Source organism: Paenibacillus tarimensis (assembly GCF_021532315.1).
Classification (GTDB): Bacteria; Bacillota; Bacilli; order Paenibacillales; family Paenibacillaceae; genus Paenibacillus_I; species Paenibacillus_I tarimensis.
Window position 1 is genome coordinate 122907 of the sequence record NZ_JAKGAO010000013.1, and the last position, 15750, is coordinate 138656.

16 protein-coding genes are annotated in these 15750 nt (G+C 54.0%); 8 read left to right on the top strand and 8 right to left on the bottom strand.

What is annotated here, in order from left to right; all coding sequences use genetic code 11:
* Positions 1-67: 67 nt before the first annotated feature.
* The gene (locus L1N82_RS15365) at positions 68-628 is read left to right on the top strand and encodes a hypothetical protein (protein WP_235288333.1); all 561 of its coding nucleotides are present in this window, start codon (positions 68-70) and stop codon (positions 626-628) included.
* A gap of 89 nt (positions 629-717) precedes the next feature.
* Here the strand turns inward: L1N82_RS15365 and L1N82_RS15370 are convergent, their stop codons facing one another.
* From L1N82_RS15370 to galU, 3 genes are all read right to left on the bottom strand, one after another.
* Complete coding sequence (locus tag L1N82_RS15370; RefSeq protein ID WP_235288334.1) at positions 718-1578, bottom strand: ABC transporter ATP-binding protein; 861 nt, start codon at positions 1576-1578, stop codon at positions 718-720.
* A 247-nt stretch (positions 1579-1825) separates the two neighbouring features.
* The gene (locus tag L1N82_RS15375; RefSeq protein WP_235288335.1) at positions 1826-2197 is read right to left on the bottom strand and encodes a metal-sensitive transcriptional regulator; all 372 of its coding nucleotides are present in this window, start codon (positions 2195-2197) and stop codon (positions 1826-1828) included.
* Between the two features lie 63 nt (positions 2198-2260).
* Entirely contained in the window at positions 2261-3139 is an 879-nt protein-coding gene (gene galU / locus L1N82_RS15380) for a UTP--glucose-1-phosphate uridylyltransferase GalU (RefSeq protein ID WP_235288336.1), read from the bottom strand.
* Between the two features lie 209 nt (positions 3140-3348).
* Here galU and L1N82_RS15385 point away from each other — a divergent pair, with 209 nt between their 5' ends.
* Positions 3349-3753, top strand: coding sequence for a secondary thiamine-phosphate synthase enzyme YjbQ (locus tag L1N82_RS15385; RefSeq protein ID WP_235288337.1), 405 nt, complete (start codon positions 3349-3351; stop codon positions 3751-3753).
* A 43-nt stretch (positions 3754-3796) separates the two neighbouring features.
* Here L1N82_RS15385 and L1N82_RS15390 read toward each other — a convergent pair whose 3' ends face one another.
* Positions 3797-4108: a hypothetical protein gene (locus L1N82_RS15390; protein WP_235288338.1), complete on the bottom strand. Its 312-nt coding sequence runs from the start codon at positions 4106-4108 to the stop codon at positions 3797-3799.
* A gap of 124 nt (positions 4109-4232) precedes the next feature.
* On the opposite strand from L1N82_RS15390, the gene L1N82_RS15395 reads away from it, so the two are divergent.
* Together L1N82_RS15395 and L1N82_RS15400 are read left to right on the top strand one after the other, a co-directional pair.
* The gene (locus L1N82_RS15395; protein WP_235288339.1) at positions 4233-4568 is read left to right on the top strand and encodes a hypothetical protein; all 336 of its coding nucleotides are present in this window, start codon (positions 4233-4235) and stop codon (positions 4566-4568) included.
* Positions 4569-4837: 269 nt separating this feature from the next.
* The gene (locus L1N82_RS15400; protein ID WP_235288340.1) at positions 4838-5272 is read left to right on the top strand and encodes a Dps family protein; all 435 of its coding nucleotides are present in this window, start codon (positions 4838-4840) and stop codon (positions 5270-5272) included.
* Between the two features lie 66 nt (positions 5273-5338).
* On the opposite strand, the gene L1N82_RS15405 is transcribed toward L1N82_RS15400, so the two are convergent.
* Entirely contained in the window at positions 5339-7255 is a 1917-nt protein-coding gene (locus L1N82_RS15405; protein ID WP_235288468.1) for an ABC-F family ATP-binding cassette domain-containing protein, read from the bottom strand.
* Positions 7256-7473: 218 nt separating this feature from the next.
* Between L1N82_RS15405 and L1N82_RS15410 the strand changes: the two genes are divergently transcribed.
* Positions 7474-8247, top strand: a complete 774-nt coding sequence (locus L1N82_RS15410; protein ID WP_235288341.1) for a hypothetical protein — start codon at positions 7474-7476, stop codon at positions 8245-8247.
* Positions 8248-8288: 41 nt separating this feature from the next.
* Positions 8289-9443 (top strand): glycerate kinase, encoded by a 1155-nt coding sequence (locus L1N82_RS15415; RefSeq protein ID WP_235288342.1) that lies wholly within the window; start codon positions 8289-8291, stop codon positions 9441-9443.
* Between the two features lie 79 nt (positions 9444-9522).
* Here L1N82_RS15415 and L1N82_RS15420 read toward each other — a convergent pair whose 3' ends face one another.
* The 3 genes from L1N82_RS15420 to L1N82_RS15430 form a co-directional block, all read right to left on the bottom strand.
* A complete protein-coding gene (locus tag L1N82_RS15420) occupies positions 9523-10635 on the bottom strand; it encodes a PAS domain-containing sensor histidine kinase (protein ID WP_235288343.1) in 1113 nt (370 codons plus the stop codon).
* Positions 10628-11284: a response regulator transcription factor gene (locus L1N82_RS15425; protein ID WP_235288344.1), complete on the bottom strand. Its 657-nt coding sequence runs from the start codon at positions 11282-11284 to the stop codon at positions 10628-10630. Before L1N82_RS15425 ends, L1N82_RS15420 begins: the two co-directional genes overlap by 8 nt.
* Before the next feature lie 147 nt (positions 11285-11431).
* Complete coding sequence (locus L1N82_RS15430) at positions 11432-11893, bottom strand: GAF domain-containing protein (protein ID WP_235288345.1); 462 nt, start codon at positions 11891-11893, stop codon at positions 11432-11434.
* Positions 11894-12195: 302 nt separating this feature from the next.
* Here L1N82_RS15430 and L1N82_RS15435 point away from each other — a divergent pair, with 302 nt between their 5' ends.
* Positions 12196-12957 (top strand): Crp/Fnr family transcriptional regulator, encoded by a 762-nt coding sequence (locus L1N82_RS15435; RefSeq protein ID WP_235288346.1) that lies wholly within the window; start codon positions 12196-12198, stop codon positions 12955-12957.
* Positions 12958-13098: 141 nt separating this feature from the next.
* Complete coding sequence (gene adhE / locus L1N82_RS15440; RefSeq protein WP_235288347.1) at positions 13099-15708, top strand: bifunctional acetaldehyde-CoA/alcohol dehydrogenase; 2610 nt, start codon at positions 13099-13101, stop codon at positions 15706-15708.
* Positions 15709-15750: the final 42 nt, after the last annotated feature.

The following is a 15750-nucleotide window of genomic DNA, read 5'->3' on the forward strand; positions in this document are numbered from 1 at the left end:
ATTATGTGAGCATCAATAACCGCCAAGTAACGTCTGCTTGAGATGCGGTTGAGAAGGAGTGCATGTCATGTCATCAGCGTTTAACAAACAAGGCAGAGCTTCCATCAGGGAAGAACGCAGCATTAATCCTGGATCCCCTACTCCCCCGCCACCCCCGCCGTCAGCAGGAGGAAACATCAATCCTGGCACTTCTGCAGTAACGCCGCCTGCCGGCAGTGTGAGTCCGGGAGTGCACCCAAGCGGCTCCTATGGAAATTTGCCGTTCGCTCCCTGGCTTGGCTGGCTGGGTTGGCAGCCAAACCCTGCTCCCTATCCATACCCGCAGCCTCCGGAAGCGCCCGCTTCTTTCATCACTGTCGTAATCAACGGCGGCACCGCATTTCCATGGATCACCCAGCCCTATTCGGTACGCTACCGGCCAGGCTTAACCGTGCATCAGGCTCTTGTTGAAACAGGTGTTGTCCGCTTTTCCTGGAACGGGCAGCTGCTCTCTGTCGGAGGCATATACATGGGAGCGGGCAGCGGCATATCGTACACCATCCGGCTGAACGGTCAGCATGTGCCGCCAGCTCTGCTGTCCACAGCAGTTCCCCCTGGCGCCTCTATTGGCCTGACCCTTCTGCCTTAACGGTAGAGCTGCATCATAACGAAAGGCCCGGTAACCTGTAACGGTTAACGGGCCTCGTTGTGATCCATTCTATTGCGCACAGCCGTTTGCTACCCTGCTGCTCCAATAAGCTCGCGGCGCTTCGGCTGGGCGGTTTCCTTATCCGGTTCTGCTGCCGCCTTGCCTTCTGTTGACAGCTCAAATGGCAGGCACAGCGGTACACCTGTACGTGGGTCGTAGATAATATCCGCCTCAATACCAAATACCTCACGCAAAACATCCTTAGTCATGACCTGCTCCGGCGTTCCTTCACCGGCAACCTTGCCGGATTTAATCGCTACCATGTGATGCGCATAGCGGGTCGCGTGATTAAGGTCATGGACTACCATGATAATGGTACGGTTCTCTTCCTCATTCAGCTTCTGGAGAAGCTTAAGCACCTCAAGCTGATGAGCCATGTCCAGGAATGTTGTCGGCTCATCCAGGAACAGAATATCGGTCTGCTGCGCCAACGCCATCGCAATCCAGGCACGCTGGCGTTGTCCGCCTGACAGCTGATCGACCGGGCGGCTTGCGAAAGCCGTCATTCCAGTCACCGTCACCGCCCACTCGATAATTTCCTTATCTGCTTTGCTTAGGGAACCAAAGCCCTTCTGATGAGGAAAACGTCCGTACCCGACAAGCTCTTGAACAGTTAAGCCATCCGGCGCAACCGGGTTCTGGGGAAGTATTGCAAGCTGCTTCGCGACTTCCTTCGTCGACTGCTCATGGATAACCTTGCCGTCCAGGAAGACTCCCCCGCCCTTCGGCTTCATGATCCGCGCCATTGTCTTCAGAATCGTTGATTTACCCGATCCATTCGCTCCAACCAGAGCGGTTATTTTACCGGAAGGCACAACAAGATTCAGCCGCTCAACAATAAGCCGGTCATCATAGCTGATATCAAGCTGGCGGGTGTACAGTCTCTCCATTGGTCCAACATCTCCCTTATGATCAGGCTTTCGTCTATATGAAAAAAATCATTGGTCATTAATAATCTTATCTTCCATAATGATAATGGTTCTCATTATCAAAGTCAAGGCTTGACGCCTGTTTTTTTACTGCCTGACAGCGGATTTTCTTATAAAAGGATGATACATTTCTCAGCACTAGAGCACTCGGCTTAACCTACTGCAAAAAGCCGTGCACCTGTCCGGTGCACGGCTTCAACCTTCTATTTTACTTTAACAGCTTGTGTATGGTGCCAAGCAGCTCGTCGAGCACCTGCCGGTCGCCTGACTCGAGCCGGCCCGCTACACAGCCTTTCATGTGGCTTTCGAGCAGCAGCTTGCCGACTCCGTTCAAAGCAGACTGGACTGCAGCAATCTGGTTCAAGACATCATCACAATAGACGTCCCGCTCAATCATTCCACGCACACCTCGCACCTGTCCCTCTATGCGGTTGAGGCGGGAAATCAGATTGCTCTTCAGCTTATCACTATGGTGGCTCCTGCGCTCATCCCCGTCCAAATGCGTATTCGAGCAGCATTCTTCCCCTGTCAGTTCGGCTGCTGCAGGCGCCGATGCTGTATTTTTCTGCTGTTCTGCCATTCCCTCACCCCCGTTAACCCCATCATACCATACCCCAGGGGGGTACTCAATCACAAGTATCTGTTAGTTTAATTCTGCTATCCGCTGTTTCATATAGGCCAGCACTTGCTCGGAGAGATCATCCCTTGTAAGGGCCAGGTCAATCGTCGCCTGTACGAAGCCCAGCTTGTCACCTACGTCATAACGCTTTCCCTTGAAAGGATAAGCGCACATCTGCGACACAGTATTCAGCCTCTGCAGACTGTCAGTCAGCTGAATCTCTCCTCCCTTGCCTGGCTGGGCGTTCTCCAGATATGTGAATATATCCGGCGTAAGCACATACCGTCCGACGACCGCAAGATTGGATGGCGCCTGTCCCAGCGGCGGCTTCTCAACCAGCTCCCGGATCGCGCCATCCTCCCTGCCGGGCTCAAGCGATACGATTCCATACCTGTCCGTATGCTCCCATGGGACCTCTGTCACAGCTATAACCGACGACTGGGTAAGATAGTACCGGTCAATCATATCCTTTAGACAAGGCGGGTCGGAAACGAGAATATCATCACCAAGAAGAACAGCAAACGGCTCATTTTCCACAAAATTTCTGGCGCACAGCACAGCATGGCCAAGTCCAAGCGGCTCCCGCTGTCTGACATAATAAATATCGGCCATATGCGAAACCTCTTGAACCATTGCAAGCAGCTCCTCATTGGCTCTCTCTTCAAGCGTAGCCTCAAGCTCAACCGACTTGTCAAAGTGGTCTTCGATCGCGCGCTTGTTGCGGCCGGTTACGATCATGATGCTCTCTATGCCGGAGGCTACCGCCTCTTCAACGATATATTGGATAGCGGGCTTATCAATAAGCGGCAGCATTTCTTTGGGCTGAGCCTTGGTTGCCGGCAGAAACCGTGTACCGAGTCCGCCTGCAGGCAGCACCGCTTTCCGTATTTTCTTACGACTCATTCTTAGTTAAGTCTCCCTTCAGTCAAAGTGGACTTTGTGTACTGCCATCTTATCATACCGACTCAGAGATTCCCTAGCCCTTTCTGAGCTCTGTTATCTGCTTTTGGAGAGGGAATGGAGCATCCGTCTCCCAGGCTGATTGACACCGGTTCCCATGCCATGCCACACTATCTGGAGAAGTTCATTATCAGTAAAGGAGCTGTTTCTGAATGTTCACATTCACGGAAACCCTGCGCACTTCACGCAGGGATGAGATGATCGACATTACCCGCCAGGTTAAATCTCTTGCCGCCCGCTCGGAGGTACAGGACGGAATTGCTATCATTTACTGTCCCCATACAACCGCGGGTATTACCATTCAGGAAAATGCAGATCCCGACGTCAAGCATGATATTCTGATGAGGCTGGATGAGGTGTATCCCTGGGAGCATCCGAAATACCGCCACGCAGAGGGAAATACAGCCTCGCATCTGAAGGCACTGACGACCGGGACAAGCCAGACGGTCCTGATTGACGGAGGAGACCTGCAGCTTGGCCGGTGGCAGGGCATTTATTTTTGCGAATTCGACGGGCCCAGAACCCGTACGTATATGGTGAAAATCCTCCAAGGCTAGCGTCAGCCGCATCGCCGCCCTTCGTGCTGCAAGGCGTCAGCTGCTATCCGCCAATCTGCGGCCCCGGGCGGCGGAACTGCTCCGCCAGATAACGAAGCGCAGTATCACTGTGCATTTCTTCCTCATTTCCGAGCTTCACGATCCTGATTTCCACAGGGTTGTCCGGATTTTCATCCTGGAAAATCAGCTGTTCCGCATCCTTAACCCGTACGTCATAACCGCAGTCCTTCAAAAACGTAAGAATCGCCTCCGCAGACGGCGGATTCTTATCATCCGTGAACAACAGCCCCTTCAGGTTGCGCTCCTCGCCTGTCTTGTTGAGATGATCCACCCTGAATACGAAGTTCCATTCCATATGATTTCCCACCTCGTGAAGTTAGAATTTACTCTCTACCCTGCATAATTTGTCACTATAATGCCATCCTAATCCAGGGACAGCAGTTCCGTCAAAAAATCGGATTATTGGAGGGTACCTTTCCATGTACGCAACTAACAGCATTGCCCAGCAGATCAGACAGTGCGAGCAGGTCGTCCAGCAGTTGATTCAGCAAACGCAGCAAGCTTCCCAGCTGTATCAGCAAATGCTGCAGCAGGAGCAGCAAAACGCATCCATGCTGGAGCAGCTGGCTCAGCGCGAGCATCAAGCCGTTCAATCGATTCAGACCGCTCTGCAGGGTCATCAATCCGCTATTCAGCAAATGCAGCATGTGTCACAGCTGTGCAATCAGCTGGAAAATAACGTACAGTCCTTTACGTCTTCAATTACGGGCAGCGGGATGCAGTCCAATTCGCAGTACAACCGCAGCTTCCAATAAAAAGTCCTTCCACAGCAAGCCGCCTTCACCCTGTACGCAGCGGACAAGGCGGTTTTGCCGTGGGAACCGTTTAACCCGCTCAACTGTTTCGCCGCCTTTTATTTCTTGACAAATCCCCATCCTTATTTATAATAATTATTATATAGTAATATTTAAAATATTGTATCAGGTTATCCTGTTATTACGTGACCCGGTGCAACCTGTGTCACTGAATAAACGGATCTACCTAAGGTATGATGGAATGCGGCTAACTAAAAGGAGGACTTACAATGAATAACATCCATAATGTACTGAACAAACAAATCGCCAACTGGAGCGTCCTGTACGTCAAGCTTCACAACTACCACTGGTATGTGAAAGGCCAGCAGTTTTTTACCCTACACGCCAAATTTCAGGAGCTGTATGAGGAAGCTGCACTGCATATCGACGAGATTGCCGAGCGTCTTCTTGCTCTGCAGGGCCAGCCGGTTGCCAAAATGACCGACTACTTGTCCTTGTCGAGCGTGAAGGAAGCAGACGGCAGCGAGAACGCTGTCGCGATGGTCGATGCCGTCATCAAGGATTTCACGACGATTATCCAGGAGCTCAAGGATGGCATCTCGCTTGCACAGGAAGCCGGAGACGAGACAACAGCCGACATGCTGCTGGCGATCCACACCTCGCTTGAGAAGCATGTATGGATGCTTCGTGCGTTCAACGGTTAAGACATCACACATAGACAAGGCCCGCCGGTCGAACTTGAGACCAGCGGGCCTTTCTTATGTTTACGGTCAGGATTTCTTCTGCTGTGCGATCTGCTCCGCCAGCTCATTCAGGTAGGTCCAGCGGTCCATCAGCTCTTCCAGCTTGGTCTCCAGCTGCTGCTGCTCCTGCATGAGCTCCTGCAGCCGTACTGAATCACTTCCCGCCTGCTCCATTGCCTCTCCTACCCTGTCCAGCGCCTCTTCCGCCTCCGCGATCCAGCCGTCGATCTGTTCAAAATCCTTCTGCTCCTTATAGCTCATCCGCAGCTTCTCGCGTGACTGTTCACGTGAGGGAGCGTCTGCCCGTTCCTTCGCTTCAGCGCCCCGCGCCTCTTCCCTCTGTGAGCCCTTCTCCGTGCGCTCCGCTACCTCGGAATAGTTGCCTGTATGATGGCTGACTGTCCCGTCGCCTTCAAAGGCAAGAATCCGGTGAACCGTGCGGTCGAGGAAATAACGGTCGTGGGAGACGACGAATACAACGCCCGGAAACTCATCTAGGTAATCCTCCAGCACATTAAGCGTCGGAATATCAAGATCATTGGTTGGCTCATCCAGCAGTAGTACGTTTGGTGCCGCAATCAGGACGCGAAGCAGCTGCAGCCGCCTCTTCTCGCCGCCCGAAAGCTTGCCGATCGGCGTCCACTGCATAGGACCGTCAAATAAAAACCGCTCAAGCATCTGCGAAGCGGAAACGGTGGTGCCATCCCCGGTTCTGACCTGCTCCGCAGCCTCCCGGATATAGTCAATTACCCGTTTGGAAGGATCCGGCTCATCCATCTCCTGGCGGAACCATCCAATAGTAACCGTTGGCCCGCGTTCAACACTGCCTGCGTCCGGCTCAATCTCTCCGGCAATAAGCTTTAGCAGTGTCGACTTGCCGGTGCCGTTGCGGCCAATAATACCGACCCTGTCCTCCGGTACAGCAATGTAGCTCAGATCACGGATCAATTCCCGGTCGCCATAGCGCTTGGCCACATGGTCGATCTCGATAATTTTCTTCCCTAGACGAGTTGAGGCAACGGACAGCTCCACCTTGCCGCCGGCCTTCTGCGGCGCATCGTCCTGGAGCGCTTCGAACCGTTCAATTCTCGCCTTCTGCTTGGTCGTTCTGGCTTTGGCTCCCCGCCTGATCCAGGCCAACTCATTGCGCAGCAGGTTCTGCCGCTTGGCTTCCGTAGCCGCCTCCCGTTCCTCGCGCTCCAGCTTCAGCTCCAGAAACCGGCTGTAGTTCGCCGTATAGAAGAACGCCCTGCCCCGGTCCAGCTCCATGATGCGGTTGCTGACCCGGTCAAGGAAATAACGGTCATGCGTAATCATCAACAGCGCGCCCTTGCGCTTCTGAAGCGCCTGCTCCAGCCATGCGACAGACTCATTATCGATATGGTTCGTCGGCTCGTCGAGAATGAGCAAATCCGCTGGCTGGATTAAGGCAGCCGCCATCGCCACACGCTTGCGCTGACCGCCGGACAACGAACCCATCCTGGCATCGAACTGGTGAATGCCCAGCTTTCCAAGTGCCGCCTTGGCGTCGCTCTCGATATGCCAGGCACCCAGCACATCCATCTGCTGGCTTGCTTTCATCAGCCGCTCCTGCAGCTCCTGGCTCTGAGGCTGCAGCGCCGAAAGCTCTAGCGCCTCCGCATACTCGCGCGCCGCATGCAGCTCTGGAAGATCGCCGCGAAATACATGCTCCAGCACGGTCTCTTCCGGATCATACTCCGGGTTCTGGGCCAGCATCCTGACCGTAGCTTTCGTACTCTTCGTAATACCGCCCGAGTCGGGAGGTTCTACTCCCGCGAGCACCTTCAGGAAGGTTGATTTGCCGGCACCGTTGACGCCGATGATGCCGATCTTATCGCCTTCATCCACTCCAAAGGTGACGTCCTCAAACAGCATCTTGTCTCCGTAGCTCTTCGTAATATGTTCAATTGTCATTATCGGCATAATAATTCCTCGTTCTATCATTAATATAAACCGGATGCCTGCAGGGGCTGCCAGCTTCTCTACTTCACTCATCATACCATACAAGACCCCGGTACGCATGCTGATGGGGCAGCTTCGCAGCGCCCGGCACAAGGAGCCGGCCCATTTTACAGCGCACGTCTATCCTGTTATGCTCGAAGCATATATTTACAAATCCCTCATACAGACAGGTGATGGGCATGAAAGCAAATTCACATTACAGCAGCTGCCTGCGGACCATCCGCTGCTTCCTGCTCAGCCTTACCATACTGCTGGCCGCCGGAACGGTAAGCGGATGTGTAGAAGGCAATGCGGCTGTTGATGTTTCCGCAACCGGTAACGTGGACATCTGGGCTTCTATCGGTCTTCCCTCCCAATCTGAGCTTCCGGCTGATCTCATTATGAAGAGCCTCAGCCAGCGCATACAGGAATACGGCTTTGAGACATCCTCGGTGAACGATGGCGACATGACAACCTGGACCTTTAAGCGCCATTACAACCGATCCGAAATCTTCACCGGCAAACTGGGAGACGAATATGAGCTTGATATAACCGGTCTTCGCCTGACCTACAAGCGTGATCATAGGTGGATCTATAATATCCATACGATAGAGATGTTCATTCAGCCTGAAGAGGTGCTCGTGAACAGCCAGCTGTATGAGCGTTACCTCAAACTGCCCTCTCTTGTCAGACGGCTGGCAGAGCGCCGGGTCGATCTCGATGTCTCGCTAAGCATGCCTTATCCTCCGGCTGGTCACAATGCTGACGTCTCGGAGAGAGGCGGCCGTTCGTTGACATGGAGCATTTCTCCGACTGCCGAAACACCGGTCAAGCTGATCGTATATGGCCCTAACACTGGAACCTTCATCGCTGCCTTCATTCTTCTCATCTGCCTGGGTACCGTGTTCGTCTGGCTGTTTCTCCGGATCAGGCGGCGCTTGCGTACCCGCCGCCAGCATCAGGAACAAGTGTAACGGCCATAAGTAAGCATAACCCATATAAGGAGGATGCTGTTATGCATATCGTAATCGCACCGGATTCTTATAAGGGAAGCATTACTGCCCGTGAGGCTGCGGAAGCCATGGAACGGGGAGTACGTCTTGCACTGCCCGGCTGCCGGGTGACGAGGGCGCCGATTGCCGACGGGGGTGAAGGCACGCTCGATTGCCTGCTTGAAGCTTCTGGCGGGACTTCACGCACCGTTATGGTATCCGACCCGCTGGGGCGGCCTGTACCCGCAAGATTCGGTATCCTGAAGGACAGCGGAACCTGCATAATCGAGACCGCGGAAGCATGCGGGCTCCACCGCCTGGCGGAACCGGAGAGAAACCCGCTTATAACGTCCACCTACGGAGTTGGACAGCTTATTGCGGCCGGTCTTGATATGGGCTGCCGCAGCTTCGTCCTCGGGCTTGGCGGCAGCTCCACCAATGACGGGGGAGCCGGCATGCTGCAGGCGCTGGGCATCCGGCTCTTAGACAAGCACGGAGAGAATCTTCCCCCTGGCGGGGCGGCGCTCGAACGGCTCGCCCAGGTCGATGCCAGCCATCTCGATCCTCGTATTAAGGAAGCCTCCTTCGTCGCTGCTTGCGATGTGGATAACCCGCTTATTGGACCGTGTGGCGCTTCTGCAGTATTCGGACCGCAGAAGGGCGCATCTCCGGAGATTGCCGGACGTCTCGATGACTGCCTGAAGATATGGGCAGACCACACAGAGGCGGCCACCGGTGTAAGGCTCCACAACTGCCAAGGGGCCGGCGCTGCCGGCGGTATGGCCGGTGCCCTGATCGCGTATCTCAGAGCACGAATGGTCCCCGGCTGTGACATTGCAGCAGAGATGTCAGGGCTCGAAGCGCATATTCGGTCTGCCGATCTGGTCCTGACCGGCGAAGGGCGTACGGATGCCCAAACGCTTCATGGCAAGGCCCCCTGCGGTGTTGCCCGGCTAGCGGCGCGTTATGGTGTTCCCACCGTCATCTTGTCCGGTGCGGCAGGCCCGGATATTAACGAGCTTTACACCATAGGCGTTACAGCCGTGTTCAGCATCACGGCTGAGCCCATGCCGCTTGAAGCGGCGGTTAGCCGCGCCTCGCTGTTGATTGAGCAGGCCGCCGAGCAAGTTGTCAGGCTGTTCTGTGCCGGGCGGCAAAAGATACATGCGAACGAATGAAAGCGAAGAAGCACCCGAAATGAAACAAGGCTGAGCTCTCCTGTGCAAGGGCTCAGCCTATAACGCATCCTTATAACTGTTACCTCTTAGGAACGATCAGCTTGACTTCCGTGCCAATCCCTGGCTCGGAATCCACCGTCAACCGTCCGCCAATCCCCCGCGCGCGTTCCTCCATGCTGAACAGACCGACCCCGCGTCCCCCCCGGCTTCTTGTAAAGCCCTTGCCGCGGTCTACAATGCGTACCTCCACCTCATCATTCTTCTCTTCCACTGCAACCTCTGCCTCAGACACATCCGCGTATTTGGCAATATTGGTGAGCGACTCCTGAATAACCCGGTAAATGGTCGTCTCCGCCATCACATCAAGACGGCTCTTCAGATTATTCGATAGCCGAATCGCAATGCCGTAATGCTGAGAGTAAGTATCGACATAAGTCCGGATAGCCGGCACGACTCCAAGGTCATCCAGCACTGATGGACGCATCTCCCAAGCCAAGCTCCGGATGTCCTCCATCATGTTGGAAACCTCGCTGCGCAGCATTCCGAGCTCCGAAAGCTCCTGATGCTCGCCAATCATGCGATCAATCTGGATAAGCAGGGAGAACAGACTCTGTCCGATTCCGTCATGCAGCTCCCTGGAGAACCGCTTGCGCTCCTCCTCCTGAATATGCATGACCTTTGCCATCATCTGTTTCAGTTCATGCTCCGCCTGCTTAAGCTGCGTTACCTCATTACGAATAGCAAGATACTGGTAAGGCCGGCCACTCTCATTGATAAAAGGCACAATGGTCGTATCCACCCAGTAGTAAGTGCCGTTCTTCGAGCGATTCTTAATCTCTCCGCGCCAGACCTCGCCTCTTCCGATTGTTCTCCATAGCTCCTGCATGAAGGCCTTGTCATGGTACCCGGAATTGATAATCCGATGATCCTCCCCGAGCAGCTCCGTCCGGCTGTACTGAGATATCTCGCAGAACTTGTCATTTACGTATTGGATGATACCCCTCGCGTCTGTTATCGCTACAATGGAGGATTCATCCAGAGCGAATTTGACATCCGCCAGCTGCCTCAGCGCCACGTGAAGATGTTCACGCACCCCGGCATCCTCAATATGGGTATCGAGCTGGGCAAGAAGATAGTTGACGTTCTCGCCTATGACTTCCCGGTAACCCCTGTTCCCGCCGTCTCTATTCAAAGTTCAGCAGTCCTTTTTTCAGGGCAAATTTAATCAGCTCCGGGCGTGTCTTAAGTCCAAGCTTCTCCATTAAATTGCTCTTGTGGGTCTCCACTGTCTTGACACTGATCACCAGATTATCGGCGATCTCCTTGTTGGAATAGCCCTTGGCGATCCAGCCTAGTATCTCCTTCTCCCGCTCGGACAGCGTCTCATAGGCGCCTGCCGGCTCCCCGCCCTGCTTCAACCGCTGCAGATATTCGCTCATCAGCCGCTTGGTTGCCGTCGGATAGAGGTATGCATTGCCGGCAGCTATGGACTGAATGGCAGCCAGCAGCTCCTCATGCGGCGCATTCTTCAATATATAGCCTGAGGCTCCGATCTGGATGGCCCGGAACAAGTATTCATCATCGTCATGCATCGTAAGAATAAGCACAGCCGTATCGGGCAGCTCCTTCTTAAGCTCGGCTGTCGCCGTCATCCCATCCTTGCCATGCGGCATACTGAGGTCCATCAGCACAACGTCGGGCTGAATCTCCAGTGCCATACGGATGGCTTCATCCCCCTCTGACGCTTCTCCTACTACTTCAATATCATGCTTGCCATGGAGCAGCATCGCCAGCCCGGAGCGGACAACCGCATGGTCGTCACATATCAGTACCCTTATCATGGCCCGTTCCCCTTTCAGCATCCTGCCAAGGCAGAAGCACCGTTCATTCTCTGCGTTACTGTTATCATCTTATCAAAAGAAAAAGAATCCCCGCAATGGAGGATTCCCGCTGCACTTATATGCTTGCGACCGCTATTATCGGGCCTGTCAGGATATACCGAGCTGCATAGCCTGCAGCTGCAGCATCCGCCCGGCCAGCTTTTCCACTTGTGCGAACGCTTGGTCCAGCTCTTCCCTGGTGTAGAAGCTTCCCGATCTTCTCCCGAGCAGCAGTACGCCCCTGATATCGCCTGCCGCACAAAGCGGCAGTACCGCAGCTGCCTGCAGGGACTCCGCCAGCATGACCGGCTCCGCCTCCCTCTGACCCGCTGCATCAAAGGCGTTCGGGCTCATCAGAGCAGGCCGTCCGGACCGGATGGCGGCACCGGATAGCCCCGCGTTGATCCGCTGCGTCATATTTAATGTGCGCGTGCTTACACTGCCCAGCGCAAAACGCCACGCCATCCTTCTCACTGAAGAGTCTATCCAGCCAAGCCCAGCGAAATCGCTGCCCGTCTCCTGCCTAAGGCGCTCGATTTCCTTGAGAATATCCGCCTTTACACTCTCCATACATGCCGCCTCCTTTCTGCCGCTCAAGGCACTGCATAGGTGGTGTATTCATTGTAATCCTTCACAGCTCAGATATCATTCAGGGAATTCCCTGAAAAGCGCCTCTTCTATTACCTTATCTTCGCTCAAAGCCCTATTCCCCATACCACCAGGGAAAACCCCTACGCCGGGCGTGTGATTTTCCTCACGGGTGATTCAGGATTTTACGCAGTATTTTTTCAGGAAATCCCCCGATTACCAAAAATCACGGCAGGTCTTATCATAAAGGTATCAAAGCGAGAGCAAAAGGAGGGCACGGTGACATGAGCATCTACTACGCAAACGAAACCGAACGCGCACAGAAAATGAAGAGCGGCTTTAGCGGCCATGACGGGAATGCATCACTGTTTACAAGCGGACAGCTTGATCAGCTGGCTTCCATTATGAATATCCGGAAATATGATGCCGGAGCCTATCTCTTCTGGGAGGGGGATCCTGCCAATTCCGTCTACCTGGTCCGCAAAGGTCTGATTAAGCTGCGGAAGTCTGCAGACGATGGCAAGGATCTGCTGCTGTCCATTCTTCAGCCGAATGACCTGCTGGCCGACATTGATGCTTGGGACACCACGCACCGGTACAGCGCACAGGCCATGGAAGCTGTTGAGGTCGGCGTCGTTTCCCGTCTGCAGCTGGAGCTCCTGATGAGCAAGAGCGGTGAGTTCGCATTCCGGTTTGCAATGTGGATGAGTCTGATGCACCGCCTCACAGAATCCAAGCTGCGCGACCTGCTTATGCTTGGCAAGCAAGGCGCACTCGCTTCCACTTTGATCCGGCTCAGCAACAGCTTTGGCATCGTAACCGGGGAAGGCATTTTGATTGACATTAAGCTGACGAACACCGAAATGGCAGAGCTGGTGGGCACCACACGGGAGAGTGTCAACAGAATGCTCGGCGCACTGAAGGATGACGGAGTGATCCAGGTTGCGGGAGGCGGCATGATCCGCATCCTGAAGATTGATGAGCTTCGCGCCATAGCCGGATGCCCCGACTGTCCAGCCTGTCCGAAGGAAATGTGCCGAATTTAAGTGAACTCCGCTAATGGGCCAATTATCACGATGGTGCACCGAATGCTTTGTGATTAATTTCACAGATGTTATCGAACGGGAAGCGTATGATGATATCAAGACATTAACTAAAGCACCAATCCCCTAAGGAGGCGGCGAAAAATGGCGGTAAAAGAAACGAAAGTTCAGGAACAGCAGACGGTCCAAGAGAACATAGACGCCCTCGTCAAGCGTGCAAAGCAAGCCCAGGAAGAGTTCATGGAGCTCAACCAGGAGCAGATTGACCACATCGTTCAGGAGATGGCACTCGCCGGACTCGACAAGCATATGCTGCTCGCCAAGATGGCAATAGAGGAAACTGGCCGTGGTGTTTATGAAGACAAGATCACGAAGAATATCTTCGCTACCGAGTATATCTACCACAGCATCAAGAAAGAAAAGACAGTCGGCGTTATTGAAGAGAATCACTACGAGAACTACAAGAAAATTGCTGAGCCAGTCGGCGTCATCGCCGGTGTTACACCGGTAACCAACCCGACTTCCACCACGATGTTCAAGGCGCTGATCGCGATCAAGACCCGTAACCCGATCGTATTCGCCTTCCATCCTTCCGCACAGAAGTGCAGCGTGGAAGCCGCCCGCACTCTGCTTGACGCAGCTGTACTGGCAGGCGCTCCTGCGAACTGCATTCAGTGGGTTGAACAGCCTTCTGTTGAAGGCACACAGCAATTGATGAATCACAAGGACGTGGCACTCGTGCTCGCTACAGGGGGATCTGGAATGGTTAAAGCAGCTTACAGCACTGGTAAACCGGCTCTTGGTGTCGGACCTGGTAACGTGCCTTGCTTAATCGACAAGACAGCAAACCTGAAGCAGGCTGTAACAGACCTGATCCTGTCCAAGACGTTTGACAACGGCATGATCTGTGCTTCCGAGCAGGCCGTCATTATAGAAGAACCGGTCTATGACCAGGTGAAGAAGATGATGTCTGTCCTCGGATGCTACTTCCTGAACAAAGAGGAGACAGAAGCCGTATCCAAGCTCGCAATTAACTCCGAGAAATGCGCTGTCAACGCCGTTATCGTCGGTCAGCCAGCTGCTAAAATCGCCGAAATGGCAGGCATTAAAGTACCAGCTGACACGAAGATCCTGGTAGCCGAGCTGAACGGTGTAGGCGAAGCATTCCCGCTGTCCGCAGAGAAGCTCAGCCCGATCCTGGCCTGCTACAAAGTGAAGACGGCAGAACAGGGCGTCGAGCGTGCTGCAGAGATCGTCCGCTTCGGGGGCATGGGCCACTCGTCGGTTATCCACTCGAACGATCAGCGCATTATTGAAGCCTATGCGAAGAGACTGCAGACCGGCCGCGTTATCGTGAACTCGCCTTCGACGCACGGCGCAATCGGCGACATCTACAACACGAACCTGCCTTCGCTAACGCTAGGCTGCGGTTCGTACGGCTCGAACTCGACAACTTCGAACGTCTCGGCTGTTAATCTGCTTAATATCAAGCGTGTTGCCGACCGAACCGTTAACATGCAGTGGTTTAAGATTCCGCCAAAGATCTACTTCGAGAAGGGTTCAACTCAGTACCTGGCCAAAATGCCGGATATCTCACGCATTCTGATTGTCACCGACGAGATGATGATGAAGCTCGGTTACGTTGAAAAAGTGGAGTACTATCTCCGCAAGCGTCAGCTGCCTGTACAGATTGAAGTATTCTCCGATGTCGAGCCCGATCCGTCGGTAGACACAGTGAGCCGCGGGACAGCTGTTATGGAACGCTTCCAGCCGGACTGCATCATTGCTCTCGGCGGCGGATCGCCAATGGATGCCGCAAAAGCTATGTGGCTGTTCTACGAATACCCCGATACAGACTTCAACGGCCTGAAGCAGAAGTTTATGGACATCCGCAAACGGATCTACAAATATCCGCGTCTCGGCCAAAAAGCGAAATTCGTTGCCATCCCGACAACATCGGGTACAGGTTCTGAGGTTACCTCCTTCGCGGTAATCACCGACAAGAACAAAGGCAACACCAAATACCCGCTGGCAGACTACGAGCTGACACCCGATGTGGCGATCATTGATCCGGAATTCGTCTATACACTGCCTAAGACAGTTGTAGCCGACACCGGCATGGATGTCCTGACACACGCGATCGAAGCTTATGTATCGGTAATGGCGAACGACTACTCGGACGGCCTTGCAATGAAAGCAATCCAGCTGGTATTCGAAAATCTTGAGAAATCATTCTCGACCGGTGATCCTGTCGCCCGCGAGAAAATGCACAACGCCTCGACGATTGCAGGCATGGCCTTCGCCAACGCATTCCTTGGCATCAACCACAGCCTCGCACATAAATTCGGGGCCGAGTTCCATACAGCCCATGGCCGTACCAATGCTATTCTGATGCCTCATGTTATCCGTTACAATGCACAGCGTCCGACCAAGTTTGCATCATTCCCAAAATATGATCACTTCAGAGCTGATGAGCGCTATGCGGAAATTGCGCGGATGCTCGGACTGCCGGCCCGTTCGGTAAGCGAAGGCGTTAACAGCCTGATTGAAGCCATCCGCAAGCTGAACCGTTCGCTCGGCATTCCAGAGAGCTTTCAGGCGGTTGGCGTTAACGCTGACGCATTTGAAGCCAAAGCCGACTACCTGGCAGACCGTGCATTCGAAGATCAGTGCACGACGGCCAATCCGCGTATGCCGCTCGTAACCGAGCTTGCCGAGATTTACCGCAAAGCATTTTACGGTAGGTTCGAGTAAGCGAGTCCGCATCCGGAAGCCCTTAATATAAACCATAAGGAG